The sequence below is a fragment of the Fretibacterium sp. genome (genome assembly GCF_057312375.1).
This window is the reverse complement of record NZ_DBHLDX010000027.1, coordinates 1-26822: the sequence shown is the minus strand read 5'-3', so window position 1 is coordinate 26822 and position 26822 is coordinate 1. Positions and strand designations below refer to the sequence as shown.

Genomic DNA, 26822 nt, shown 5'->3' with positions numbered 1-26822 from the left:
GCCAGCGCGTCCTCACGCTTTGCAAGGTCGGCCTCCCGATCGGCCAATGCCTTCTCGCGCTCCGCAAGCTCCGCGGACGATTCGGAAGACGCCTTGCCCTGACTGGCCAGCTCCGCCTCACGCCCCGCAAGGTCGGCCTCCCGCCTGGCAAGCTCTGCCTCGCGCTCCGCGAGCTCAATGGACGCGGCGGAAGAGGCCTTGTCCTGTTTCACCAGGTTGACCTCTCGCTCCGCAAGGGCTGCCTCGCGCTGCGCCAACTCTGCCTCGCGCTCCGCGAGCTTCAGAGATTGGCCGGCGAGGTCCTGATCGTCAAAGGTCGCCTTGGCTTCCGCAACCTTTTCGTCCTCCTCACCCTCGGTGGAGGCGGTAGCCTCCTGGGTGGCGGCCCCCACTGCCGGGGTGTTCTTTTCTACGAAAACCGCTTCCGCCCCCGCGTCATGAACGTCCGGGGCGAGGCCCGCAAGCGCCAACGAAACCATGACCACCTTCAGCGACGTCATAAACATAACGTCAATCCCTCCCAGCAGAATCGTGATAAAGAGGCTAAGTTTGTGTAGACTAGAGTTAAAAACGCGCTGCGGAGAAGAAGCGAAGAATCCCTTTCTCCACGCTGTCATTTTATATGACCGAAAGCGCTTTGTAAAATGCGTTTGATGTCCTCCGAGGCGGAGATGAAGCAATGTGAAATGGCCTGGCGTGAAGGATCTGCGCCAGAGCCGGGCGAAGGGGGTGGGATTTCCCATCGGGGCGTTTCTCCCTTTCGGTGCCCGCTCGGTCCTTTTGGGCGGAGTTGGGCCAGCTATCCGAATTCTTAAATATGTAGTTTTAAAGACAGCATGGGGCTGGCAGGGGAAAAATGCGCTATAATCTTTTGAATTCCGCCGCGCTGTCTTGCCGTGGGAGGAAAAATTTTTTTGTGTCAGGGAGGTCTTTTTGTTGGAAGTCACATTGACGCCGATCATGTGTCTTTTTGTCGTCGTGGTGTTCATGTCGATTGGCGACATCGTCTCCATGAAGACGAAGGCGTTCGTGCCGTCCGTGTTCGTCGCGGCGGTCCTGTTCCTGGCCGGCTACTGGGGCGGCTGGCTGCCGAAGGACATCGTGGATCGGGCCCAGATGGGCGCGCCGATCGCCACGGTTTCCATGTACCTGCTCATCACCCACATGGGCACCATGATGAGCGTCCGCGAGCTGTGCCGGGAGTGGAAGACGGTCGTCATTGCCGTGGCAGGGCTTGCGGGAATGGCCCTCCTCCTGTGGTACGTCGGCCCCCTGTTCACGGACCGCAACGCGATCGTCACGGGCACGCCCCCGCTCTCGGGCGGCGTGGTGGCGGCCATCATCATGAGCAAGGCCGCAGGTGACCTGGGGATGAAGGACATGGCCGTGATGGCCATGCTCATCTACATCGTGCAGGGCTTCGTGGGCTACCCGCTGACGGCGCTCTGCCTGAAGAGCGAGGGCAAGCGCCTGCTGAAGCTCCGGGCCGAAGGCAGGGCCGAGACCGCGCGATCCGACGTGGATGCGGCGACGGGTTCGGGCTTCCACCTCGTTCCCCTGAAGTACCAGACCACCTACACGCACATTGCCTGCGTCGCGCTGGTGGCCTCTCTGGCCGACCTCTCATCGATCGGCCTGAAATCCTTCCTGGCCTACCTCAACCCGGAGTGGGTGCGCTACTCGCTGCACCCGTTGGTGATCTGCCTCATCTTCGGCGCCATCGCCGCGGAGTTCGGCATCGTGGAGCGCAGGCCCATGAACAAGGCCGGCGCCATGGGCTACCTCATCACGATCCTGATGGTCTTCATCATGGGGATGCTGAACAGCGCGACGCCTGAGATGCTCCCGCAGCTCGTGCGCCCCATCGTGGTGGTGGTGGTGGTGGGCGTCGCGGGACTCCTGATCGCCTCCTGCATCGTGGGCGCGGTGTTGGGCTACACCCTGCCCATGTCCATGGCGCTCTCGCTCACGGCCCTCTACGGCTTCCCGCCGAACTACGTCCTCACGGACGAGGCTTCGAAGGCCCTGGCGGGCGGAGACGAGGACACGTACAACTTCCTGATGAGCCACATGCTGCCCAAGATGCTGACGGGCGGGTTCATCACCGTGACGATCACCTCCGTCATCCTGGCGGGGATCTACTCCACCCTTCTGGTCCCGCCTGCGGCGATGTAGCGGACCTGAGAACGAGCGTAATGAACGAGGGCGACCCATCAGGGTCGCCCTCGTTCGTCAGGCCGGTCGGGAACTCCGACCGCCTTCAAGATGCATGTCAACGCGCATCCACGTTGCGCTTACTTTTCCAGGACGACCTTCCAACCGCCCTCGCGTTCTTCCTTCGTGGCGCGCCAGCCCTTGTTCTCACCGAAGCGCGCGACGTTGTCCCGCGAGGTGCCCGTATCGACGAGCACCTCGACGCGGCCGGACGTCAGGCCGGAGAGGGCCTTCTTCGCCGCCATGACGGGCTGAGGGCAGGAGAGCCCACTCGCATCCACCGTGATCGTTTCGCTCATGACCAAGACCTCCTTAATTAGGCAGTGCGAAGCCTGACCGTGTCAGGCCCGCGCCGGACGGAACAGGACGCCGACGGCCAGGCAGAAGACGAGCCCGGCGATCGTCACGGGGATGCCCATGGGGCCGAGGCCTGCGCCGCTGGAGGCTGCGGAGAAGTTGTGCGCCATCGCCGCGCCTACCAACATGCCCAGGACGAAGACGGCGGCGTCGTTGTCGCCCTCCCCCGTCATGATGAGCTGGCGCCCGGGGCACCCGCCCGCGAGGGTGAAGGCCAGGCCGGAGAGCACCATGCCCAGGAAGTTCCAGGTTTCGTTGGTGTGGGCGATGGGCTGGTCGCCAAAGCCCGGCTTGAAGAAGCCGAAGCCGTAGTTCGCGGCGAAGGCCACGACGGTGAAGGCCACGATACCCTTGAAGAGGTGGGCGTCGCCCATCATGAAGAGGTCACGCAGGGCTCCAACCGTGCAGAACCGGCTGCGCTGGGCCAGCCACCCGACGATGAGGCCGGCAGCCAGGGAGATCAGGGGCGCCGCGTGCGTGGCTCCCGGTCCCTTCTCCGAGAATAGAATGAGGGACGTCACGGCCTTCGTTCCGTCGGCCCCGACGGACTCGATGGTCGGCTTCAGGAACAGGAGCGCCAGGATGGTTAACGCCAGGACGGGCATCGCGAGGCCTGCGCCCTTGGGGCTGCGCTCGGCGGCGCCGAGGCTGAAGCCGTTCCACAGGAACCCGATGCCGATCAGCACGCCGACGATCAGGCCGCCGATCCCATAGACCGCGCTCCAGTCGCCGCCTGCCAGGCGGAGGTACGCCCTCCAGGGGCAGCCCAGGAACACCAGCGCGCCGAACATGGCGCAGATGCCGAGGACGAAGCGCACGGCGGGGGAGGAGCCTCCGCGGGGCGCGTACTCGCGGAACAGGAGCGACGAGAGGAAGGCGCCCAGGACGAAGCCTGGAATCTCCGGTCGGATGTACTGCACCACCGCCGCGCGGTGCAGGCCGAGCGCTCCCGCGATGTCCCGCGTGAAGCAGGCCACACAGAAGCCCATGTTGCCGGGGTTGCCGAACTTGACGAGCAGCACGGCGATGAGCCCGATGATCCCGCCCGCGATCCAGGGACCGTTGCGGGACGTCAATAGCTTATCCATGATACAAAACCTCCATAGTTTGGGGCACAGGAACAGGTCCGCCTGAGCATCGGTCAGGGCGGACGCCTGCGGGGGGTCCCATGGAGAGCGACGAGGCCGGGGACGTTCCCCCACCACATGAGGACGCAGAGGACGCGAACGGGAAGCACGCTTCCCGCCGTGAGCGGTTTCATCTTGCGCATCATGTCATGGCAGAACGCCTCCTTTCGGGGAAGCTGGGGAAAAATTTTATGTCGGGCCCGGAGCGGGAACGGGCTTCGGGCCCTCCGTATCGAGCGGACGCGAGGAAGCGCGCTTCTACGGCTCCTCCTTGCGGGGAGCGAACATCAGCTCAAAGGCCTTGTGCGTTTCCCGCGGCAGGATGCGGTAGCCCTTCTTCTCCTTGGTCATCCAGAGGAAGTAGTCCTTGTAGAAGGAGGCCGCCATGGCGAGGATGGACTTGTTGCGGTTGTCCTTGAGGTGCTCGTAGGGGTTCTTCAACCTTCGTTCCTCGTCGCTGTCCCAGCGGAAGGCGCCGAGGGCGTAGCTGAGGGACTTGTCCTCGCCGCCGTTGGGAAAGACCGGAAGGAGCAGCGCGTGGTCCTGCCAGTCGTAGGCTCCCAGCCCCTGGCCGGGGATGAAGATCACGCTTGGAACGCCGTACATGCGGATGCGCGGCACGGCGAACATGTCCATGTCCATGCCGCACATCGCCTCAAGTCGGGCGAGGTTGGCCGCGCGGTCGATGGGGGCCGCGTCGGAGGGGCAGAGCGGCGTCGTATCGCAGCGCGCGATCTTGCCGGGGACGGCCATGTACTCCCTCTTGCGCTGGACCATTTCCTTGAGCTCGCTGCGCTTCATGGCGTCGGAGAACTGGGAGCAGGCGTCCGTGACCTTTTGGGAACGGCGTTCGACCTTCTTCACGTCCATCTGGCAGTAGAGGATCTTTCGTGCCGTGGTGCGCGTTTCCTCGTGCAGCGCCAGAAACGCCTCCATGTCGGGCAGGGGAAGGGGGTTTTCGGCGTACTTCTGCGCGCTCGAAACCATGAGGCGCATGGCGCTTTCCGCCTCCGCGTAGCGGAAGCGATCCTGCGACAGGGAGGATCGCAGGTCCTCCTTCGCCTCGCGGTACTCCGGAACGCGCATCTCCACCTTCATCGCCGTCAGCTCGAAGGCGTTCAGGTCCTGGAGCAGCTTGCTTGCGTCGGAGGCTGCGTCGCGGTGGTCGGTAGCGATGCGGGTGAGCTCCGCCCCCCGCCTGTCCTGAAGCTTCTGAAGTTCCTCCTTGAGGTGCTCCACGCGGTCCGCCGGCGACATGCCGATGGAGGGGGCCGGGCACTCGGTGCCCGTGATCATGGCCCAGCAGGAAGCGATGTAGTCCGACAGGGCGAAGGTGGGGAAGATGCCCGCGCCGCAGCGTGCGTTCAGGGCGCGGTCCGCCTTGAAGTCCTGGTGGGCGGGCAGGAGCGACCCCGGCGCACCCGGACAGCCGAAGTCGATGAACAGGCGTTCCGGCTCGTCGAAGGAGAGCTGAACCGGCATGTCCTCGGTGCAGGCGCGGAGCAGGGCGAACAGCGCGTCCCACCAGGCGCCCGCGGCCTTCGTCCAGAGCTTCAGGGCCTCGCTGCGGTTCTCCGGCTTTCCGGAGTTCGCGAGCGTCGTGTACTTTTGGCTGAGGTCCGTTAACGTAGACGACGCCGACGCCACCTCGGGTACGTCCTTCCAGCGCGGGAAAAGGGGAGCGCTCATGACAGCCTCGGAAGGGTGGCCAGGAGCTCATCCCTCAGGATGGCCATGCCGCGCGACGCGCCCTCGCGGATGACGGTGAAGGGGTGGCTTGAAGGGGTGCTGACCTCCTTGGGATCGATGAGGTAGGCCAGGGTGCTGCCCCGCAGGTCGTGGACCAGCCCCGCCGCGGGGTAGACGACGAGGGAGGAGCCGATGACGACGAAGATGTCCGCCTCCCGGACCCAGCGGGCGGCCTCCGAGATCATGGGGACGGCCTCGCCGAACCAGACGACGAAGGGCCGCAGCAGGGCGCCGTCGGGGCCTCGTTCGCCGTACTCCATCTTGCGGTAGCCGATGTCGATGGGGTGAGAGTCGTCGTCCACGCTCCGGGCTTTCGTCAGCTCTCCGTGCAGGTGCAGTACGTGGGTGCTGCCCGCCCGCTCGTGCAGGTTGTCCACGTTCTGCGTGATGACCCCGACGTCGAAGTGCTCCTCGAGGCTGGCGAGGATGCGGTGCCCCTCGTTGGGCTTCGCGTGCTCCAGCTGGGTGCGCAGGTTGTTGTAGAAGTCCACCATCAGCTTGGGGTTGCGGCGCCATCCCTCGGGGCTGGCTACGTCCTCAACCCCGTAATTTTCCCAAAGCCCGCCCTCGTCGCGAAAGGTCTTGAAGCCGCTCTCCGCGCTCATGCCGGCGCCGGTCAGGGCAACCAGGCGCTTCTTCGCTCCAGTTCCGGCGGTCTTTTCGGTCATGGACAAATCCCTCCTCGCGATTTACAATGAAAACAGGTTTTATTATCGCACACTTTGAATAAAATAACAGCGTGAGCGCGCTGCGCGACTGCGCTGTCGGAGGTGGCACCGTGTCGAAAAAAAGAAAAAAGGATGAAAAGGTGGCTTCGAGGCGAAAGCCCGGTTCCCACATCGGGGAGGGCATGGTCTTCTTGAAGCGCTTTTTCCGCGCGCCGCGCCAGGTGGGGAGCGTTGCCCCAAGCTCGCGCTTTCTGACCCGCGCGATGCTGGATTGCGTGGATTGGGAGAACGCCCTGAGCGTGGCGGAGCTGGGGGCCGGAACGGGCGTGTTCACGCGGGAGGTAGTGAAGCGTGCCAGGCCCGACGCCAAGGTGCTGGTCTTCGAGGTGGACCCGGCGCTTCAGGCAATGATCCGCCGCGAGCATCCCGACTTGAAGCTGTACGGCGACGCGCAGGCCCTGCTCTCCATCATGAAGGACGAGGGCATCGAGAAGCTGGACTTCGTCATCTCAAGCCTGCCCTTCACCGTCCTTCCACGGGAGGTTGGGACGAATATCCTGAACGCCGTGCAGGATGCGCTGCGCCCGGAGGGGCGCTTCGTGGCCTATCAGTACTCCAACATCATGCGCCCGATGCTGAACGCGCGCTTCTCGCAGGTCCGTCGCAAGTTCGTGCCCCTCAACATCCCCCCGGCCTTCGTGTTCGATTGCAGCGGCGACCGCCGCGCGGCACAGACGGCGTAGTCTTTGCCCGCTCCCTCAGGGGCTGAATTTGGACCGTGAATCCGCGCTGTAGAACGCGCCTTGCGAATGGCCCCGACACGCCGAACGACGGTCGGGGCCGTTTGAAATTACGCCCCTGCACAGGGGGCAGCTCACGCAAAGCTGACGACCCGTGAGCGGCAGCGAAAGCGTATGCTGCCACACGTAAAGCCTTGAGGATTGACCACCTTGCAGCCCAGGTTCAACAACCCGATGACATCACGGTTCAGCCGAATAAACCGACTCGTTTCTTCTTATTGCATCGATTTCGGAGCAGGTCAACCCTGTGAGCTCCGATATCTGGTTCACAGGAAGCTGTACGGCGAGCATCCGATGCACCACTTCGGCACGGCCTTCAGCACGGCCCTCGGCACGGCCTTTTGCACGACTTTGCTCCAATTCCTCATCCCAAAAGGACATCATCTCGCTCTCCCCCTTTATCCTTTTGACATCTTTTCTATACTGCGCCCAGAGCGCCTTGTCCTTCAAATTGATGATTCTTGCGATGAACCTCAGAAGGTCCGAACGATCCTCTCTGCTCCAACCCTTTGACGCTAATATCTTGGTGAGCTTCAGAAGATAAAAGAACTTTTTCTGCTCCTCGCTTTTATATCCCAATGCCTTCTTTGCTGCGTAAAGCGCTAGGTCAAACGGATTATCGCTTTTCAGGAGCTCGTCGTCATCCAGTTTGCGCAGCTCAATGTAATTATAGCGGTAGTTGAGGTGTGTCCCATACTGTAGAGAATCGTAGACGCCGGGCATTTCGGACTTTGACCGGGGCTCGGTCAGAATTGCCAGCGCCACGGGGTTCTTGTCATAGTGCGCAAAGAGCAGACAATAGTAGCGCATCATCCTCCTCGAAAGGTCCTCGCCGCCTCGGCCCTGTACCTTAACGTGGAGCAGAACCCACTGCTCACCTCCGATCTTCAGAGGTATCTTCAACAGGGTATCGACAAATTTTGCCGACACCTGTTCCTCGTCTTCCGGCTTCAATAAAGTGTCCTGAAGCTCCTTATCGAGAGGCGTGGCGTCCTGCTCCAAGTCCGCATCCCCGTAGAGTTCGGGAATGGTGCTTCTCAGGAGTTCCCTCCAAAATCTTCTGGCAAGAGCTTTCCAGAATCCGTCGTAGTCAAAACGTTCATGGTCGTTCTGGATCGTTTGTTCGTCCATCCTCAACGCCCCGTTTCGTATAGGGTACAACTGTATTGTATACCACTGTGTCGGAAGTGACACGCTTACTTATGGAAAATTCAAACTCGATCTCGACGCCACAAAAAAGCGGGACTGCCCCGCGGCAGTCCCGCCTCGCCTTCACGATCGCACTATTCCCGGAACGTGATGCGCTGGTCCAGGGTCAGGTTCACCGCTCCGTTCGGGAAGGTCTTGATGTAGCCGACCAGGATCTCGTAGTCCAGGAGGCCCGAATCCTGGCTGGGGAGGCCTTTGAAGAGGTAGTAGCGGTCGCCGCCCTCCGACAGCCACGCGCTGATCGCTACGGTGTAGTACGTGCAGTCCTCCACGGGCTCCCACGCGCCGTCCTTCTCCACCTGAAGGTCCACGAGCCTGTTGCCCCACTGGGCGACGAGGCCGTCCTCGTTGAAGGTCGTCGGGGGGTTCTTCAGGTCGTAGACCACCCGGAGGCCCGACACCTGGAGAAAGCCCCCCGTGGGAGTCCGAAACGACGTGTCGTAGCCGTCGTCGTGGGCCGCAAGGGCGGAGGCGGATATCTCCATCGCCTTGCGCAACACGTCGCCGCTGACGGTGAGGATGTCGACCCGGGTCTGGAAGGGAAAGAGCTCCTGCAGCGTCTTCTCGGAGAACTTCCCCTCACGGAAGACTCTGTCGCCTCGGATGTCTCCAGCGTTGGCGAGGCTTACGTCCGTCTTGAGGCGAGTTCTCATCGCATCCGCCAGAAAGTTTCCGATGGGGGACTCCCCGCTGCGCAAGACCTCCTTGCGAGCGTCCACCGGGACGTTAAAGGACCCTATGATGGTCTCCAGTTTTTTGTTCAGCTTCTCCTCGTACTGAGTGGCCAGATTCAGGATGGCCGCGTTGGGTTCCGCCTTCGGCGTCACGCTGAGGAGCTGCCATTTGACGCTGTCCTTGGTGATCCGCCCGTTTCTCGTCGTCAGGTCCAGCCTGCCGACGAATCGGGCCACGGTCCCGCTCCAGAGCGTCGTCGTCAGCCAGTCGTCCGGACCGCGAACGAAGCCCGGCAGCGGGTCCTCCGTGATGCCGAGCGTGCGGCCGTACACCGCGTGAATGCCGCTGACCTGCTCCAACGTGTGCTGGTTCTCGAGGTCCGTCAAGTTGCTGAGCATGACGATGACATCCGCCCCCTGCGCCCTCAGGTCGGCGACCATCGCCTTTGCCGTTTCCACGAGCCCCGCCTTGGAGAGCTGAAGCTCATCGACCTTCTGGGTTGTGGTGGTGAGGATCTGAGGGGAGAGCATCGAGAAGAAGCCCACCTTCAGGTCCCCCGCCTGGACGATGACGTTCTTTTTGAAGAATGGGGCGGCTTCCGGATCGAGGATGTCCACGTTGGAGAGGACCAGAGGGAACCGGATGTACTGAAGGGCGTCCTTCAGGTGCTTCCAGCCGAAGTCCAGCTCGCGCATATCGATGGTGCCAACCTGGACGCCCGCAAGGTTCAGGGACGTGAACTCCGGCCGGCCGCCGAAGTAGCGCCACATGGGGCCGTACACGGACCCTCCGTTGACGATCAGGATCGCGTTGGGTTCGGTTTCCCTTACCTTCTGCACCACGCCCGCCGCGTGAGCCAACCCGCCGATGGCGACGGTCCCCTTGTTGACCCTGGTGACGATGGGCAGAAGCTGTCCCGCCAGGCGGTTGAGGGTGAGGAGCGTCATGCTTCCGTCCTTTGCCTGCGCCAGAGTACCGAAGACCAGGCAGATGCAAAGCGCGCAGAGCGCCGCAAAAAACTTTTGCCTCATTTCAGGTCCCTCCACGGTTCAAAAGGTTGAGTTCAACTTTTACCCCGAACGTTCGTACAGGGCGTTTAGCGGCACAAAGTCCCGTCAGTTGCCCTTGCGCTGCGGTGCCTCCTGCGTCAGGATCGTGATGCGCCCGTCCTTCGTGAGGTTTAGCTTGCCTTCGGAAAAGGTCCGGATGTACCTGAGCGTGCTGTCCAGGTCGTTGGTACCGGTGTCGGTTTGCGGCACGTCCTTAAACATGAAGTAGCGGTCACCGCCGTTCGCCAGGTAGGCACTGAGGGCGACGGTGTACTGCGCGTCGTCGTCCACCTCGGCCCAGTGACCGCCCTCCCTCTGAATTGCGAGGGTCACGAGGCGCTCGCCCCGCTGATCGACCTGGTTGGTCTCCTTGTTGAAGGTCATCGGCTGTTTTTTCAAATCGTAGACGACGCGAATGCCCGAAACCTGAAGGAAACCGCCCGTCGGGGTACGGCGGGAGGTGTCGTAGTCGTCCTCCGGTCCCGCGATGAGGGCGGAGGCGGAGCATTCCATCGCCTGGCGCAGGATCCTGCCCGGCACCGTGACGAGGGTGACCTCGTTCCCGTAGGGGAAGATCTCGAGGAACGTCCTCTCCGAGAAGTTGCCCGTTGAGAACGTCTTGTCCGCGCGGATGGCACCGCCGTTGACGAGGCCGACATCCGTCTTGAACACGTTGCGCAGGGCGTCCGCCAGGAAGTTTCCGATGGGCATCTCCCGACTGCGGACGAGGGGTTTCTGGGTGTTGACCTCCGTTTCGAAGGAGCCGATGATCTTTTCCCGCTGGGCGTTGAGCTTCTCCTCGAAGTCGGAGGCAATATTGTAGATGTTCTGGTCGAACGGCGTCTTCTGCGTGACGAGGACGACCTCCCAGGTGGAGTTGTCCTTCACGAGCCTGCCGTCCTTGACCTCCAGATTGACTTTTCCGATGAATCGGCCCCGATCCCCTCCCCAGGCCAGCATGGTGGTCCAGCCCGCCTCGTTGGTGACGAAGACGGGCTTCGAGGGGCTCTCTCCGTTGGAGCCGCGCCCGAAGATGAGGTGGATGCCCGACACGGCCCTGGCCACCTCATCGTTCTCCTCCTCGGTGAGGTCACCGAACATGACGATGACGTCCGCCCCCTGTTCCTTCAGGGCTTTCGTCATCTCGCGGGCCGAGCCGACGATGTCCGGCATGATCCTGAAATCCGCGTTGTCGCTGTTCTCTGCACCCCAGCGGGTTGTCGCGGCAAAGAGCGTGGGGGAAATCATGGCAAAGATGCCCACGTTCAAGTCCTTGTAGGTCACGATAACGGTCTTCCGCAGCCTGTCGACCATGTTCTGCGGAACGGTGGCGTTCGAGAGCAGCATGGGGTAGGTAACGTACTGCAGGGCCGACTCCAGGTGGCTCCAGCCGTAGTCCAGCTCGTGCTTGCTGATCATCCCGACCTGCACGCCGATGAGGCTGAGGGAGGTGAACTCCGGCTGCCCCCCGAAGTAACGCCAGATCGGCCCGAACACGGACTCGCCGGTCACGGCCAGGATCGCGTTCGGGTCCTTCTTGCGGATCTGTTGAATCACGGTGGCCGCCTTGGCCAGCCCGCCGCGGAACAGGGTGTCCCGATTGACCTTCTCCACGACGGGAAGGAGCTGACCCAGAAGATGGTTGATGGTCAGGATCGTCACCCGCCCGTCCTTTGCGCAGGCCGGGGGCGCAGGGAGGATGCCGGAGCACAGGACAGCCAGGCACAGACACAAATACAGCACTCGTTTCATGACGCAGCACCGCCCCTTCAAAATTTTCGATTCCCTGTCGCCCGAAAGGCGCACGGCAGCCCTTCTCCGGTCTTTATTCCGCGCTCTTTCCTCCTGCTGCAGCCTCGTCCGCCAGAAGCCGCGCGTATTCCCTCTTGATGAGCGCATCGGCCTCCACCCACGGGAGGGGCTTGGCGAAGAAGTAGCCCTGGGCCTTCCGGCACCCCGCCTCCCCCAGCCACACGAGCTGTTCCTCCGTTTCGACGCCCTCCGCGATGGTGTCCATCTCCAGCGCGTTGGCCAGGTTGATGATGGCGTGCAGCATCTTGGCGTCCTGCTCGGAGTCGAAGACGCGTCGGACGAAGGACTGGTCCAGCTTGATGCAGTTGAAGGGCAGGGCGTGGAGGTACTCCAGGGAGGAGTATCCCGTGCCGAAGTCGTCCAGGAAAATCCGGACGTTCCGCGTTCCCAGCTTTTTCAAAGCCTTTTGCACGCCCGCCAGGTTGTCGATGAGGACGCTCTCCGTCACCTCCGTCACGAAACGGGAGGAGTCGATCTTGGCCCTGTCGAGCATCTCGTAGATCAGGTCCGCGGCGTTGGCCTGCTGCATCAGGTTTGAGGAGCCGTTCGCGGAGAAGTAGTAGGGGGCTGGGGAGTCTGCGATGGCCTTCATGGCGCACTGCATCATGTGGCGGTCGATCTCGCCGATGACGCCGATGCGCTCCGCGTAGGGCACGAAGTGGTAGGGGGTGAGGAAGCCTCGGGTCGGGTGCTGCCAGCGCACCAGGGTTTCAAATCCGCTGAGCCGCCGTTCTTTGATGTCGTAGACGGGCTGGAAGTAGGGGATGAACTGCTCCTGCTCGATGCCCTCCCGGATCTCGTAGCGCATCCGCAGGATGTTTGCGGCGAAGGAGGCGTCCACCTCGCCGCCGTCCTCCTTCTCCTTGTAGATCGTGATGAGGCCCAGGCCGGCACCTTTGGCGGCCTTCAGGGCCGTGGTGGCCTTCTCGATGATGAGGGAGGAGTTGTCGTAGCTCAGAGCGTCGAACAGGACGCCCATGCTGGCGGAGGGGTGCACCACCCTCTCGCCCATCTGACAGGGCAGGGAAACGTCATCCCGGATCTTGCTCAGGAGGGTCACCAGCTCCTCCGGGGAGATCATCTTTCCGTCCTCGTCCTTCGTGAAGAGGATGGAGAACTCGTCGCCGCTGGTGCGGAATAGGGCGCCGCGCTCCTCCAACGCGTTCTTGATGCGCTCGGCGATGACGGCGAGGATGATGTCCCCTCCCGTGTTGGTGACCTCGGCGTTGATGCTCTTGAAGTGGTCCATGTTGATGATCACCAGCGTGAGGGGCTGGGGAGTCGTCTGTGCGCTGCTCTTGCCAAAGATGGTGTTGTCTGCCTTCAGCAGCCTGTTCAGCGTATCGACGAAGGACTTGCGGTTCGGCAGTCCGGTGTAGGCGTCGTGATGGTCGTTCCAGTCGATGCGGGCGGCCAGGTTGTGCCGCTCCGTCAGGTCCCGCGCCAGGTAGAGGACCACCCGCTGCGGCCCCAGGGACAGCGTGTTCTTGTGGAGCTCGACGGGGACGGTGGAGCCGTCCTCCCGGCGGAACACCCCCTCGTAGACGAACTGGTCGCTCGTGGGGCCGAGCAACTTGCTCTCCGTCCGGCTCAGGATGTCCTTCACGAAGATCGTGTCCGTTTCGCGGGAGAAGCTCATCCGGTTCAGGAGCCTCCGCGCTTCGAGGTTCAGAAACACCACCCGCCCCGAGGCGTCGTTGATGATCAGCGCGTCGGGGATCTGCATGATGACGTGCTCCAGGGTGTCCAGCAGCACGTTGACGGACCCTGCGAAGTCGCCGATCTCGTCCTGGCGGGTGACCGTGAAGCGCAGATCGAAGTTGACCTCGTGGATGATGCGGGTGAAGACGCCCCGCATAGTGTTCAGTCGTTTCAGGATGACCCGGGACAGAAAGTAGACCATCAGGATGGCGAGGCTGATGCCGCTGTAGAAGAGCCACACGTAGGAGTTGTACATGGCCCTCTGTCCCTCGGCGTAGATGTCGCGCGGCATGACGAAGGCCAGGGCGTAGGGGGTGTCCGTCCCCAGGATGGGGCGCCCCGGCTGTTGAACGAAGGCCGTGTTGTCCTCGCGCGTGACGATGACGAGGGGCTGGTCCTCGCTGGCCACCCCTGTCGGGTTGGCGGCGTCGGAGGAAACGGGAAGGAACTGACAGGGCGCCCCCAGGGAGGAGGAAACGTCCTCCAAGACCCGGTTGAAGTTTCGGCCCGCCACCACCATGCCGCGCGCCGGGCCGCCCCAGTCCGTGGTCAGGATCTGAGCGCTCTTGAACAGGAAGACGTCGTCCCCCAGCTTCAGGAGGTCCGAGCTTGGAGAGGCGGACTCTTCGGGGTCGAAGACGTCCGGCGTCATGGCGTCGATGCTCTGGGCGGCGCGCATCTTCTCCGCCGAGCGGTGGAGGGTGTCCAGCATCTCGTCGTCGAGGGGAAGCTCGTTTCCGATCTCGTCCACCCGATAGGCGACGATGGGCTTCAGGTCCGTGTCCAGCACGGCGATGAAGTCGATGTTCAGGGCCCGCAGGATGCTGCCGTTCAGGAGCTCCTCGAAGCGCGAAACGTCCTTCGTTTCCATGAAGGCGTACATGCGGTCCCACGCGCCCCAGTCGGAGATCGAGTTCTGGAGGGAGTGGGACTCGTTGTTGACGGCTTTTTGCGCGCCCGACATCTGCAGGGTGAAGAAGCGCTGCTCTATGGAGGTAAAGGCCTGCATGGTTCTATAGTTTGTCGTGATGCTCATGAGGAGGATGAAGATGAGCTGGATCCCCATGACCATCGCAAAAAGCCTTTTCTGCAGCCGCATGTCGTTTCCTCCCTTGAAGCTGTGCAACCTCTTGCCCCCACATTCTGCAGGCGGCCTGACGCGGCCCTGAGATGCCCTTTGTCGCAGCAGGGGCGGGCTCGTCGAAACGCAGAACGCCTCTAAAGCGTCCAAAAGACTAAGTCCAGATCATTATACATTAATGTCGTCGATTGTGAAGTTTTCGGGACGGCTTTCACCAGCCGACGTGAGGAGGAGCTCGGCGCTTCCCTCGATACGGCAGGCGGGGCTACCGGCTGGGATCAGGAGGCTGGTGCCCCGGCTCACGGCAAGGACCCCCTCTTCCCCCGACAGGGAGGCTTCCCCCGCCAGGCACAGGAGGGAGAGAAAACGCCCCTGAGCTGGGATCGTACAGGCGCCTTTGAGCTTCAGAAGCCCGCTTCGAAACGCCGGGCAGTCCGCCAGGACGCGAAGCCGTCCGCCCGCAAGGTCCTGCCAGGGGCGGGCGCCCGGAGGCGTGGGGTCGGCGGGCGCCAGGCGCGCGACGTCCAGGGCCCTCTCCAGGTGGAGGGGGCGCGGCCTGCCGTCGGGGCCGAGGCGCCCGTAGTCGAAGAGGCGGTAGGTGAGGTTGGAGCTCTGCTGCACTTCCGCCAGCAGGATGCCGCCCCCGATGGCGTGGACGGTCCCCGCCGGGATGAAGAAGGCGTCCCTGGGCTGGACCTCGATCCGCCTGAGGAGCTCCGGCAGGGTCCCGTCGCGGGCGCGGCGCTCGACCTCTCCGCGAGGCACCCCGCGCCGGAAGCCCAGGTAGAGGAAGGCCCCCGGCGTCCGGTCGAGGACGTACCACATCTCGGTCTTGCCCCTCTCCCCCTCGTGGTGCTGCGCGGCGTAGGCGTCGTCAGGGTGTACCTGGATGGAGAGGGGCAGGGCCGCGTCGATGAGCTTCACCATCAGGGGGAAGGGCGCGTCCGGTGCGTCCGGCGACGCGAGCTGCGGGTGCTGTCGCAGGGCCGAGGACAGGGTCATCCCGGCGCAGGGGCCGTTCAAGACCCTGCCGTCCCCGTCCGGGTGCGCCGAGAGGGACCAGCTCTCGGCCACGCGGGGCATCCCGCCACCCAGCCCCCACTCGTCCCTCAGCCGCGTCCCACCCCAAAGGTAATCCTTGCACGCGGGCTCCACCGCAAAGGGTCCCATCGTCGACACTCCTTCCTCCGCTCCATGCCGCCGGCGCGCCAGTACAATTCAGGCGAGGCCCGAGCGACCTCGCCTGAATTGTACCACTTTGTACGCCACCATTCTGCGCGTTCGCCGAACGGGGCGCGCGCGGGACGAGCCTACGCTGTGGCGCGTCGGCTTCGGCTCCACTGGATCGCGCACACGGCGCACAGGACCACCAGGCCGACGGCGTCCGAAGTCGTGCCGGGGACCATCATGGCGAGCCCTCCTGCGGCCATGAGGAGCCGGAAGGCGGGGTTGAGCGGGCGGAACAGGTAGCCGTTCAGGGCCGCGGCCACGCCGAAGATGCCGAGGAGCGCGGTGACGCAGATGACGGCCACCTCGGCGAAGGTCAGGGCATGGTTGAGGAACGCTCCCGCGCCCGCGATCTGAAGGAGGGGATGGAGGTCCTCGAAGAGCATGGAGGGGCTGAAGGCGAAGATGTAGGGCACGATGAAGGCCGCGATGGCCAGCTTGGTGGCGTTGACGGCCGTCCTCATGGGGGGCGCCTTGGCGATGGCCGAGCCCGCGTAGGCCGCCAGGGCGACGGGGGGTGTGATGTCCGCGACGATGCCGAAGTAGAAGACGAAGAAGTGGGCGCATATCTTGGGAATGCCGATCTCCGGGGACATCAGGATGGGGGCGCAGGTGGCCGCCATGATGCAGTAGTTGGCCGTGGTGGGGACGCCCATGCCCAGGATGATGCAGCAGACCATGGTGAGGACCAGCGCGATGAAGGCGTGCCCGCCCGATATGTTGACCACCATGGTGATGAGCCGGGAGGCCAGGCCCGTGGAGGTGATGCAGCCCGCCACGAGGCCCGCCATGGCGCAGGCCACGGCCACGGTGATGGTGCCCTTGCCGCCCGCCTCGAGGGCATCGATGAACTTCGTCGGGGTCAGCCGCTCATCCGGGTTGACGAGCCCCACCAGGATGGCGATGCCGATGGCCACCGTCGCGGAGAACTGCATGGTCTTCAGGTTGAGGGACACCATGACCACCAGGACGACGAGGGGCAGGAGCAGGTACACCTTGGGCAGCAGAGATAGGACCCGCGGCAGCTCCTCCCGCGGGATACCCTTCAGCCCCAGCTTCTTCGCCTCGAGGTGCACGGCGATGTAAATGCCTGCGAAGTACAGCACCGCGGGCAGGATGGCCTTCAGCGCCACCTGCGCGTAGGGGATGCCCATGTACTCCGCCATCAGGAACGCCGCGGCGCCCATGATGGGGGGCATGATCTGTCCGCCCGTGGATGCGGCGGCCTCCACGGCGCCCGCGAACTCCGGCTTGTAGCCCGTCCGCTTCATCATAGGGATGGTGACGGAGCCCGTCGTGACCGTGTTGCCCACCGAGGAGCCGGACACCATGCCGCAGAGCGCGGAGGAAATGACAGCCACCTTAGCCGGCCCTCCGGCGGAGGCTCCCGCCACCGCGTTGGCCAGGTCGATGAAGAACGCGGAGATGCCCGTGCGCTCCAGGAAGGCCCCGAAGAGGATGAACACGACGATGTACTGCGCGCAGACCACGATGGGCGTGCTGCGCAGGCCGTCGCCCGTGGAGTAGTAGAGGTCGTAGAGCACCTTGCCGAAGCGGACGGTGCTGAAGGCGTAGACCATGAGGCCCCCCACCACGCACAGGATGGGGATGCCCACGCAGCGGCGGCAGAGCTCCATGGTGGAGAGGATGGCCAGGACGGCCATGGTCGCGTAGAACGGGTAGTCCGGGTTCCGGGGGTTGGTGACGCGCAGCGCCATCTCGATGATGCTCTTGGCGTTCCACGCGAAATAGAAGAGCGGGACGATGCCCGCCAGCAGGATGAGCGCGTCGTACCACGGGAAGTGGTTGACCCGCGCGACCCCCTTTTTGATGGGGTAGTTCAGGTAGCCGATGGTGAGGATGAGCCCCAGAAAGACGTTCAGCCGTATCTCCGGCATGGCCGTGCTGTAGAGGGTTACCCAGACGCAGTAGAGCGAGAACGCCGCGGTCAGCAGGCGGACGGCCTGCTTCGGCGCGCCCTCCCAGAGGCGGACGTTGGACTCCCTGTCGTACTTCTTCATCACCGCCTCGACGTCCTGCATCGTGCCGACATCGGCCTGCGGCGCGCTGTCCCTTCGGTTGGAGTCCATAAGAGACGATCCCCCTTCGATAAATTTTTAGGTGTAAAATCGAACCGGCAAGGCCCATAAAAGCGGCTGTGGCGCGTATCGCCAGCCACAGCCGCTGCAGTTACGGGTTGCGGTTCGGGAGGCTACTTGCCCTTGACCGTGAGCCCCTTCTCCGCAAAGTACTTCACCGCGCCGGGGTGGTAGGGCACGGCGCTGTAGGACGCGGCGAATTCGAGGTTCAGCTCCGCGCCCTTCGCGTGGGCGGCCTTGATGGAATCCAGGTTTTCGAACACGCCGTACAGGAAGTTGTAGACGTCCGCCTCGGACACGTCGTCGCGGGCGATGACCACGGCCCCAACGGCCACGGTGGAGATGTCGTCGTCCGTGTTGTAGACGTCCTTCTTGATGACGTTCTTGCTGTAGTAGGGGGAGGCCTTCAGGAGCGCCTCGACGTGCTCGTCGTCAAGGCTGACGAGGCTGACCTTCTTCGTGGCCGCCAGGGAGGTGACGGCCGTCGTGGGGGCACCGGCCACGATGAAGGCAGCGTCGATCTTGCCGTCCTGCAGCGCGTCGACGCTGTCCCCGAAGGACTGGTATGTCGGCTTGATGTCCTTCTCGACGTCGAGGCCGTAAGCGTTCAGCACGTCCACGGCGTTGAAGAACACACCGCTGCCCGCCGCGCCGACCGAGACGTTCTTCCCCTTCAGGTCGGCCACGGTCTTGATGTCCGGGTTCAGCGTGATGATCTGCACCTGCTCCATGTAGAGGTTCGCGACGGTGGAGAAGCCCTCGACCTTGCCCTGCTTCTCGAAGAGGCGCGTGCCGTTGTAGGCGTAGGCGCCGACGTCCGTCTGCACGAAGCCCAGTTGAGCGTCCCCGGCGTCCATGGCCTCGACGTTGGCCTGGGAGCCGCCGGACGTGATGGCCGTGACCGTGGTGCTGGTGGTCTCGCCCACCTTGCCCGCCAGGACGCCGCCGAAGCCGTAGTACGTCCCCTGGGCGCCTCCCGTGGTGAAGGTCAGCGTCCCGCCTCCCGGCATACCACCCTTCTCCGCGGCGACCGCTGCGCCGGCGGAGAGCAACGCCAGGACCATTACCAAAGCCAGCTTCCTCATGTTTCATCCCTCCATAAAAATTAAAGTGTCCTTATCGTCCCCTCGTCCGGCTCCTGCCGATGAGGGGCACCGACCCGCCACTGCTTGAAGCGCAGGGTGGAAATGCTGTCGTCATCCTTCCGCAGAAATTATAGAACATTTTAATCATTTTGGCGAGGCGATGTCAAGGCGTCCTCATCCTCGCGCTGAAGGAATTGAGTCGGCGTCAGGGCCGACGCCCCCTCCGATTCTCCAACTGTGCCCGATACTTGCGCCCCACGTCCGCGCCGCCGCCGCGCCGGATGATGTCGAAGCCCAGGTCCCGGCGCAGCGCGTCCACGGCTTTGTCCATGCGGCGCGCCCTCTCCCTGCGCTCGTCGCTGAAGAGCGAGAGCTGCAGGGCGTCTTCGCTCGTCAGGTGGGTCAGCGCGATCCCCAGGAGCCTCAGGGGCGTCCGCCCGTTCCACGCCTCCGCCAGGAGGCGCTGGGCGGTCTCGCAGACCTCGTCCGTAACGTCCGTGGGTTCGATCAGGCGCGTCTGGTGCGAGCGGTCGCGAAAGTCGCTGGAGCGCATCGTCACGGAGACGCCGCCCGCCCGTTTCTCGTCGGCCCTCATGCGGGCGGTGACGGAGTCGGCCAGGTCCAGGAGCACGAGACGCGCCGCGCTCATCTCCGTCAGGTCCTCCCGAAAGGTCGTGGAGATGCTGTATCCCTTCGCCTCCGCGGGATCCGCCAGCACCGGCGAGTCGTCCTCGCCGGTCGCGTAGCGGTGGAGGCGGCGACCCATGCTTGTGCCGGCGATGGCCTGAAGGCGCTTCAGGTCCGCGCGGGCCAGATCACCGATCGTGCGGATCCCCGCTCCCGTGAGGCGCGCGGCCGTGGCCTGGCCCACGGAGAAGAGCTCTCCCACGGGGAGGGGCCACAGCCGCTCCTCCAGGTCGCCGGGCCACAGCGTGTGGACGCGGTCCGGCTTCTCGAAGTCGCTGGCCGCCTTGGCGAGGAACTTGTTGGAGCTGACGCCGACGTTCACCGTGAAGCCCAGCTCGTCCCGTATCCGGTCCTTCAGGGCGTAGGCCGCGTCCAGCGGGTCCGGGTACAAAAGGCCCGTCCCCGTCATGTCCAGGAAGCACTCGTCGATGGAGAACCTCTCGACGGCAGGGGAGAACTGGCGGCAGACGTCCATGAGGGCGCAGGAGCATCGGTCGTAAAGCCTGAAGTCCGGCGGGGCCAGGACGAGTTTTGGGCACTTGCGCAGCGCCATGGAAACGGGCTCCCCCGTCCGGACGCCGAACCGCTTTGCGGGGATGGACTTCGCCAGGATGACGCAGGTCCGATCCTCCGGGGCTCCCCCCACAGCGGAGGGGATGAGGCGCAGGTCGGCCCCTCCCTCGCGGACGCGGCGGGCCGCCTCCCAGGACAGAAAGGCGCTGTTGACGTCCACGTGAAAGATCAGGCGCTCCCGTGGCGCCCCCCTCGCTCGGCTCATGGTTTGGAAAGTCCCTTCACGACCGGAGCCAATTTTGGATTAAATCTGTATCAGCTCGTAGTTCATCGTGCCGATGCCGATCTTTTCGCCGTGCTCGAGGGCGGATATCCAGTGCGTGTCCGGCGAAACGTCGGTGAAGTGGTCGTGGTGGGCGTGGCCGTTTTTGGCCAGCAGGCTCCCTTCGACGGCGGGCTGGCGGTTTACGGCGTCGGCGCAGGCGCGGTCCAGCGCCACGGGGTCGAGGGAGGCGAACATCCCCACGTCCGGCACGATGGGGATGTCGTTCTCCGCGTGGCAGTCGCAGAAGGGGGACACGTCGACGACCAGGCTGATGTGGAAGTGGGGACGGCCCTGGATGACGGCCTTGGTGTACTCCGCCATCTTGCAGTTGGTGATGTCGAAGGCCTCGTCGTAGTCCGGGACGACGGCGTCCGTCGGGCAGGCTCCGATGCACCGGCCGCAGCCCACGCATCGGTCGTGATCGATGGAGGCGCCCTTGCCCGGCGTCACGTGGGGTGCGTCGTGGGCGCAGATGCGCACGCACCGGCCGCAGCTGACGCACTTTTCCTGTTCCACGTGGGGCTTGCCCGCGCTGTGCATCTCCATCTTGCCGGCGCGGGAGCCGCAGCCCATGCCCACGTTCTTCAGCGCGCCGCCGAAGCCCGTCAGCTCGTGCCCCTTGAAGTGGGAGAGGGAGATGATGACGTCCGCGTCCATGATGGCCGATCCTATCTTGGCCTCCTTGACGTAGGTGCAGCCCTCTAGGGGGACCAGCCGCTCGTCCAGCCCCCGCAGGCCGTCCGCGATGATGGTGTGGACGCCTGTGGCGAAGGGGTTGTAGCCGTTGGCGTAGGCGCTGTCCAGGTGGTCCAGTGCGTTCCGGCGTCCTCCGACGTAGAGCGTGTTGCAGTCCGTCACGAAGGGCCGCCCGCCCAGCTGGACGACGTAGTCGCAGACGACGCGGGCGTAGTTCGGTCGCAGGAAGGCCAGGTTCCCCGGCTCGCCGAAGTGTACCTTCACCGCGGCGAACCTGCCGCCCTTGAGGGGCAGGGCCTCAAACCCTGCGGCCTTCATCAGGCGCTTCAGCTTCTGCAGCAGGTTCTCCTCAGGTGTCGTGTGCATGTCCGTGAAGAATACCTTTGATGCGTTCATGATGTTTTCCCCCCAAAAGAACTCGGTCGCCCGATGCCGCGGCGGCCTCTTCGGCGCGCTCCCGCGCCGTGCTCGAAGAAGACGCCGGCCAGCCCCCGCAGGCATGGTGTCCCGCGGACGCTCGTCGTCGCTTCCTGAAAATTGAATGGAGTTTCGCCCCGGCCCGCGGCCTGTTGCGCCTGCCGCCCTCCTCCGCCTGGTACGAATTGACCGAAAGTCTTATCGTTGCTCTCGCGGTTGATTATAACCCGAAACGCCGAAACCGTGAACGCTTTGAAGCGGAGGCGAGAATATTTTTAGAAGATTCGTGCTTAAATGGAGCGGGGTGTGGTATGATAGGCGAACGCAGACGTAAACGTCCAAGGCGGGGACGGCCCGGACGGTTCGCTCTTGCACGGAGGCCGGAAGCAGGAGGGGAGGCGGGAATTTTTTTGGGCTTCAATAACGGCTAAATATTCAAAACAGCAGTTAATCTTGTAATCTTGAAAAAGGAGATGGAATCATGAACCCGATTTCTGCCGACGTAGCTGCTGGAACGTCCGTGATGGACGCCATCATGAAGGTGAACGACGTAGTCAACCGTTTCGTCTGGGGCGCCCCCGTGCTGATCCTCCTGGTGGGCACGGGCATCTACCTCACGCTCCTGCTGGGGCTTCCGCAGATACGCTACTTCGTGGTGGCCATGAAGGAGGTGTTCACGTCCGCGCGGGGTGCCAACGAGGCCGACAAGTCGATCTCTTCCTTTGCCGCGATGGCGACGGCCATGGCCGCGACGGTGGGCACGGGCAACATTGCCGGCGTGGCGACGGCCCTGCACCTGGGCGGTCCCGGTGCGCTCGTCTGGATGCTGATCTCCGCCTTCTTCGGCATGTGCACCAAGTTCGCCGAGGTTACCCTGGCCGTCCACTTCCGGCAGAAGGACGCCCACGGCGACTGGCGCGGGGGCACGATGTACATCCTGGAGCACGGCGCGGGGCAGAAGTGGCTGGCGGTGATCTTCGCCGTCTTCGCCTTCCTCGCGTCCTTCGGCATTGGCGCGGCCACGCAGGCCAACTCCGCGGCGGAGGGCCTGTCGATGGGCTTCGGCGTCGACCACCTGTACAGCGGCATCGCGATCGCTGTGCTGGTGGGGCTGGTCATCATCGGGGGGCTGCAGAGCCTCTCCCTGGTCACGACGTATCTGGTCCCCGTCATGGCCGTCTTCTACATCATCACGTCGATCGTCGTCCTGGTTATGAACGCCGCCCACATCCCGGAAGCGGTTGCCACCGTTTTTAAGCTGGCGTTTGAGAACCCTGGCGAAACGGTGCCCGGAGCGCTGGCCGGCTGGTGCGTCAAGGAGGCCGTTCAGAAGGGGATCGCGCGAGGCGTCTTCTCCAACGAGGCGGGCATGGGCTCCGCCCCTATGGTCCACGCCACTGCGCACGTGGAGCACCCTGTTCAGCAGGGTTTCTACGGGATATTTGAGGTCTTCGTGGACACGATCGTGATCTGCACCATGACCTCCCTGGTCATCCTAACGACCGGCACGCTGACGGGCTCCCCGGAGCTCACGGGCGCCCAGTTGACGCTGCAGGCCTTTGAGAACGCCCTGGGCATGGGGCTGGGCCGCTACGTCCTGTCGATCGCCCTCTTGCTCTTCGCCTTCACCACGATCCTGGGCTGGTACTGGTACGCGGAGACGGCCGTCACCTACCTGTTCGGCGTCTGGTTCAAGCCCATCATGAAGGTGCTGTGGATCGCTATGATCCTGCTGGGTGCGTCCGGCGCGCAGCTGTTCGGCTCCGCGGGCAACGTCTTCCTGAATCAGATCTGGGATATCTCGGACACCCTGAACGGGCTCATGGCGCTGCCCAACCTCGTGGGGCTGCTCATCCTCTCCCTCACGCTGCGCCGGGTCGTGAAGGACTACGACGCGAAGAAGAAACGGGGCGAGGTGAAGTAGGCCCTTGGGGCTTTCTGGACAGGTCTTACGCTATAATTGTCTAAAGACGGCATGAGCGAAGGACGCGGCCATCCCGCGTCCTTCGCTCGGTTGTGGGCAGTCCATGCCTGAACCCTCACGGGATCGTAAAGCCTCTTTAAACGCCGCGAAGGAGTGTGCAGAATGCCTTTGTCGCTTGTTCCGTCGTTCCTTTTTTACTGTTTCATCACGGGCATCACGCCGGGGCCGGCCAACCTCTGTTCGCTGGCCGCCGCGCTGAAATATGGGCGGGAGTGCGCCCTTCGACAGTGGCGCGGGCTCTTCGTGGGCTTCTTCCTGGACGCCATGGGGGCGGTGTTCGTGACGTTTTTCCTGGGCACGGTCCTGCATCGATACGTCAAGGTCCTGTCCTACATCGGCGCGGCGTACATCCTGTGGCTGGCGTTCCAGATGTTGAGGAGCGACGACGACTCACGGGGGGAGTGCAGGGAGTCCTGCAACTTCACGACGGGGCTCCTGGTCCAGCTCACCAACGTGAAGGTCATCGTCTTCTGCGTCACCGCGCTCTCCGCCTACGTGCTGCCGCACACCCGCTCGTTCAGGACGCTCCTCGCCGTCGGGCTCTTCCTTCCCTTCACCGGTCCGATCTGCAACCTGGCGTGGATCTTCGCCGGCGTCGCGCTGCGCCGCGTCTTCGCCGACTATAGGATGGCGGTCAACATCGCGATGGCTGCGCTCCTCGCGCTCTGCGCGGTGGGCCTGGCGCTGTGAAAGGGGGCTGCTCCATCGAGAACGGCCCCCTCTATGATTTCAGTATTTCATTTCTGAAAGTCAGTGGTCGGACTTCAGGCCCGCGCCGCACATCGGCAGCAGGCACTCCCCCGTCATCCCGTGCTGCCGGCGGTACTCAAGGCAGGCCGCGTAGTTTGCCGCCGCCGTGTGCTCGCAGTAGATGCCCTGCCGCGCCAGGGCCTTGCGCGCGTCCAGTATCCTCTCCTCCGGGGCGTGGATGAAGTGGACGCCGTGCTTTTTGCCAAGGGCCAGGATCTCGCGTCCCCGCAGGGGCTTGCCGATCGCGATGCCCTCCGCCATCGTGGGCGATGGGACGACCTCCGCCGGCTCCTCCCGTCCCTGCTCCGCAGCGCGGAGTAGCGGGTCGCAGCGCTCGCTCTGCACCGCGAGGATCTGGGGCATCCGGGGGATGGCGCCGCTCTCCAGCAGGTGCTCCAGGGCGCGGATGGCCCCAAGGAACAGCGTCCCGTTGCCGACGGGGATGATGAGGTTCTCCGGAATGTGCCCCAACTGCTCGTAGACCTCGTAGACGTACGTCTTCGTCCCCTCGTAGAAGAAGGGGTTGCAGACGTGGTTGGCGTAGAAGATGCCCTCCCGCTCCACCTTGGCCCGGCAGACCTCCGCACAGTGGTCCCGTCCGCCGGGGACGATGGTGCAGACCGCCCCGTGGGAGCGGATCATGTCGACCTTCCTGGGCGATGTGCCTTCCGGGACGAATATCTCGCATCGGATGCCCGCGCGGGCACAGTAGGCCGCCACGGCGTTCCCCGCGTTGCCGCTGCTGTCCTGAACGACGCTCTCCGCGCCGATGGCCCGGCAGTGCGCGACCAGCGCGGCGGCGCCTCGGTCCTTGAACGACAGCGTGGGCATGAAGTACTCCATCTTGAGGAGGGTGTCCCCATCCAGTGGGACCACGGGCGTCATGCCCTCGCCCAGGGTCACAGCCTGCCAGCTCTCGTCCTCCAGCGCGATAAACTCCCGATAGCGGAACAGGCTCCACCGACTGCGGTCCACCCTGGACAGGGAAAAACGGGGTGGCTGCCAGGCCAGGTCCCACAGGCCGCCGCAGCTGCAGTGGGGCTTTCGGGTTGCTGCGCTCTCCTCCTTGCCGCACCGTGAACAGATGAACTTCATGGCGTCCTCCTTGTTTTGATGTATGATGTGTGTGATGCAGAGCGTCCTCGACGACCCTGCCGTGCGTTGTTTATGATATTTATGATATCACCGGGCGCGAGGGGACGATAGCGCCCCTTGGTGCAAGGGCGCTTGGCGGAACGTCCGGACGCCGGACGGAAAAATGGAAAAACGGGGGAGTGTGACGCAAGCGATGAGGCTTTTCATCGTGCGGCATGGCGAAACGGCGTGGAACCGGGAGGGCCGGTTTCAGGGGCAGCTCGACGTCCCCCTAAACGAGGCGGGGTTGCTCCAGGCGGACCGGGTGGCCGAGCGCTTTCGGGGTTACCCCTTGGCCGCCGTCCTCACCAGCCCCCTGTCCCGCGCCCGCGTGACGGGGGAGCGCATCTTCGAGGCGGCGGACTGCGACGCCCTCGTCGTCGATGACGGCTTTCAGGAGATCAACCACGGTGCGTGGGAGGGCGTGACGACGGACGAGGTGGCCCGAAGGGACGGGGACCTGCTGAAGCTCTGGCGCACCGATCCGCAGCGGGTCACGATGCCGGGGACGGGAGGGGAGTCGCTGGCCGACGTCGGGCGCCGGGCCGTGGAGGCGCTGGAGCGCCTCGCGTTGGGGAAGTACGAGGGCAACGTGCTGCTCGCGACGCACGACGCCGTGGGGAAGGTGCTGATTTGCCACTATATCGGCCTGCCGCTCACGAGCTATTGGCGAATCCGAATCCCCAACTGCGGCGTGTCCTGTCTGGATTTCGGCGACGACGGCCCGCAGCTGAGCCTTCTGGGGGACGTCAGTCACCTGGGCTGCGGGTTCGAGAGCTTTTTGTCGAAGAGCCTGTAGGGACGCGGAAGCCCGCCTTGCGCCTGCGGGCAAGGTTTTGAAACTTTGAATGGAGGGATTGAAGGTGAAGAAGAACGTCGGTCCCCTGCTGGCGCTGTACCCGACGCCTCTGGTCGTCGTGGGGGCGATGAACGGGGACAAGCCCACCTGGACGCTGGTCGGCAACGTCGGGGTGATCGGACACGACCGCGTGCTCGTCAGCCTGGCGGCGGCGCACTTCATCAACGGCTGCATCCGGGCGGAGGGAAAGCTCTCCCTCAACGTGGTGGAGGAGGCCATGCTGTCCAAGGCGGACTACGTTGGATCCGTCAGCGGCGCGGAGGTCGATAAGTCCGGCGTGTTCGAGTGCTCCATGGGGCCGGGGGGGACGCCCATGATCGAGGCGTCGCCCCTCACGATGGAGTGTTGCGTCGTGGACGTCTACAGGACGGAGGGCTTCGAGAGCTTCATCTGCACCATCTCGGACACCTTCGTGAACGAGAACCACCTGAACGAGGAGGGCAAGGTGAGTTACCGCACCCTGAAACCCGTGCTCTTCGAGTACCCCACCTATGGCTACCTGCGTACCGGCGTCGTCCTGGGAAGAGGTCATTCCTTTCACGGCGAGCATTAAGGAAGCGCTGATTAATCTTCAAAAGTTGTTGAAAGCGATCAAGGAACATCA

21 protein-coding genes and 1 pseudogene are annotated in these 26822 nt (G+C 63.9%); 6 read left to right on the top strand and 16 right to left on the bottom strand.

From position 1 onward, the window contains the following. A pseudogene (locus ACO41U_RS05875) lies at window positions 1–506 on the bottom strand (hypothetical protein); the annotation flags it as partial. Between the two features lie 430 nt (window positions 507–936). On the opposite strand from ACO41U_RS05875, the gene ACO41U_RS05870 reads away from it, so the two are divergent. After that, window positions 937–2175 carry a hypothetical protein gene (locus tag ACO41U_RS05870; protein ID WP_485942330.1) on the top strand — a complete coding sequence of 413 codons (1239 nt, stop codon included), beginning with the start codon at window positions 937–939 and terminating at the stop codon, window positions 2173–2175. 119 nt (window positions 2176–2294) lie between these two features. Here the strand turns inward: ACO41U_RS05870 and ACO41U_RS05865 are convergent, their stop codons facing one another. The 5 genes from ACO41U_RS05865 to ACO41U_RS05845 all read right to left on the bottom strand — a co-directional run bounded on the left by ACO41U_RS05865 (window position 2295) and on the right by ACO41U_RS05845 (window position 6115). After that, the gene (locus ACO41U_RS05865; protein WP_298780962.1) at window positions 2295–2513 is read right to left on the bottom strand and encodes a sulfurtransferase TusA family protein; all 219 of its coding nucleotides are present in this window, start codon (window positions 2511–2513) and stop codon (window positions 2295–2297) included. A 42-nt stretch (window positions 2514–2555) separates the two neighbouring features. Further along, entirely contained in the window at window positions 2556–3659 is a 1104-nt protein-coding gene (gene yedE, locus ACO41U_RS05860) for a YedE family putative selenium transporter (protein ID WP_298780960.1), read from the bottom strand. Window positions 3660–3712: 53 nt separating this feature from the next. Continuing rightward, a complete protein-coding gene (locus ACO41U_RS05855; RefSeq protein WP_485942327.1) occupies window positions 3713–3844 on the bottom strand; it encodes a hypothetical protein in 132 nt (43 codons plus the stop codon). A gap of 112 nt (window positions 3845–3956) precedes the next feature. After that, window positions 3957–5387 carry a hypothetical protein gene (locus tag ACO41U_RS05850; protein ID WP_485942325.1) on the bottom strand — a complete coding sequence of 477 codons (1431 nt, stop codon included), beginning with the start codon at window positions 5385–5387 and terminating at the stop codon, window positions 3957–3959. Then, window positions 5384–6115, bottom strand: coding sequence for an SIR2 family NAD-dependent protein deacylase (locus ACO41U_RS05845; protein WP_485942324.1), 732 nt, complete (start codon window positions 6113–6115; stop codon window positions 5384–5386). The genes ACO41U_RS05850 and ACO41U_RS05845 overlap by 4 nt, the downstream gene beginning before the upstream one ends. Window positions 6116–6225: 110 nt before the next feature. Between ACO41U_RS05845 and ACO41U_RS05840 the strand changes: the two genes are divergently transcribed. Beyond that, window positions 6226–6858 carry a class I SAM-dependent methyltransferase gene (locus ACO41U_RS05840; protein WP_485942322.1) on the top strand — a complete coding sequence of 211 codons (633 nt, stop codon included), beginning with the start codon at window positions 6226–6228 and terminating at the stop codon, window positions 6856–6858. Between the two features lie 237 nt (window positions 6859–7095). On the opposite strand, the gene ACO41U_RS05835 is transcribed toward ACO41U_RS05840, so the two are convergent. From ACO41U_RS05835 to ACO41U_RS05795, 9 genes are all read right to left on the bottom strand, one after another. Then, window positions 7096–8046, bottom strand: coding sequence for an RpnC/YadD family protein (locus ACO41U_RS05835; protein WP_485942320.1), 951 nt, complete (start codon window positions 8044–8046; stop codon window positions 7096–7098). Window positions 8047–8198: 152 nt separating this feature from the next. After that, on the bottom strand, window positions 8199–9830 hold the full coding sequence (locus ACO41U_RS05830) for a bifunctional metallophosphatase/5'-nucleotidase (protein WP_485942318.1): 1632 nt from the start codon (window positions 9828–9830) through the stop codon (window positions 8199–8201). A gap of 84 nt (window positions 9831–9914) precedes the next feature. Beyond that, window positions 9915–11600 carry a bifunctional metallophosphatase/5'-nucleotidase gene (locus tag ACO41U_RS05825; protein WP_485942316.1) on the bottom strand — a complete coding sequence of 562 codons (1686 nt, stop codon included), beginning with the start codon at window positions 11598–11600 and terminating at the stop codon, window positions 9915–9917. Between the two features lie 73 nt (window positions 11601–11673). Then, window positions 11674–14460, bottom strand: a complete 2787-nt coding sequence (locus ACO41U_RS05820) for a bifunctional diguanylate cyclase/phosphodiesterase (protein ID WP_485942314.1) — start codon at window positions 14458–14460, stop codon at window positions 11674–11676. 150 nt (window positions 14461–14610) lie between these two features. Continuing rightward, window positions 14611–15612, bottom strand: a complete 1002-nt coding sequence (locus tag ACO41U_RS05815; RefSeq protein ID WP_485942312.1) for a type I phosphomannose isomerase catalytic subunit — start codon at window positions 15610–15612, stop codon at window positions 14611–14613. Window positions 15613–15752: 140 nt separating this feature from the next. Further along, complete coding sequence (locus ACO41U_RS05810; protein WP_298780933.1) at window positions 15753–17759, bottom strand: TRAP transporter permease; 2007 nt, start codon at window positions 17757–17759, stop codon at window positions 15753–15755. 122 nt (window positions 17760–17881) lie between these two features. Continuing rightward, the gene (locus ACO41U_RS05805; RefSeq protein ID WP_485942310.1) at window positions 17882–18853 is read right to left on the bottom strand and encodes a TAXI family TRAP transporter solute-binding subunit; all 972 of its coding nucleotides are present in this window, start codon (window positions 18851–18853) and stop codon (window positions 17882–17884) included. Between the two features lie 205 nt (window positions 18854–19058). After that, complete coding sequence (locus ACO41U_RS05800) at window positions 19059–20318, bottom strand: DNA polymerase Y family protein (RefSeq protein WP_485942308.1); 1260 nt, start codon at window positions 20316–20318, stop codon at window positions 19059–19061. A gap of 39 nt (window positions 20319–20357) precedes the next feature. Continuing rightward, window positions 20358–21470: a DUF362 domain-containing protein gene (locus tag ACO41U_RS05795; RefSeq protein ID WP_485942306.1), complete on the bottom strand. Its 1113-nt coding sequence runs from the start codon at window positions 21468–21470 to the stop codon at window positions 20358–20360. A gap of 544 nt (window positions 21471–22014) precedes the next feature. On the opposite strand from ACO41U_RS05795, the gene ACO41U_RS05790 reads away from it, so the two are divergent. Both ACO41U_RS05790 and ACO41U_RS05785 read left to right on the top strand, forming a co-directional pair. Beyond that, window positions 22015–23415 (top strand): alanine/glycine:cation symporter family protein, encoded by a 1401-nt coding sequence (locus tag ACO41U_RS05790; RefSeq protein ID WP_298780974.1) that lies wholly within the window; start codon window positions 22015–22017, stop codon window positions 23413–23415. A gap of 162 nt (window positions 23416–23577) precedes the next feature. Continuing rightward, window positions 23578–24165 carry a LysE family transporter gene (locus tag ACO41U_RS05785; protein ID WP_298780923.1) on the top strand — a complete coding sequence of 196 codons (588 nt, stop codon included), beginning with the start codon at window positions 23578–23580 and terminating at the stop codon, window positions 24163–24165. 60 nt (window positions 24166–24225) lie between these two features. Here the strand turns inward: ACO41U_RS05785 and ACO41U_RS05780 are convergent, their stop codons facing one another. Further along, on the bottom strand, window positions 24226–25320 hold the full coding sequence (locus ACO41U_RS05780; RefSeq protein WP_298780918.1) for a threonine synthase: 1095 nt from the start codon (window positions 25318–25320) through the stop codon (window positions 24226–24228). Window positions 25321–25513: 193 nt separating this feature from the next. On the opposite strand from ACO41U_RS05780, the gene ACO41U_RS05775 reads away from it, so the two are divergent. Next, window positions 25514–26158, top strand: a complete 645-nt coding sequence (locus ACO41U_RS05775; RefSeq protein WP_298780915.1) for a histidine phosphatase family protein — start codon at window positions 25514–25516, stop codon at window positions 26156–26158. A 64-nt stretch (window positions 26159–26222) separates the two neighbouring features. Next, complete coding sequence (locus ACO41U_RS05770) at window positions 26223–26771, top strand: flavin reductase family protein (protein WP_485942303.1); 549 nt, start codon at window positions 26223–26225, stop codon at window positions 26769–26771. The last annotated feature ends 51 nt before the right edge of the window (window positions 26772–26822 follow it).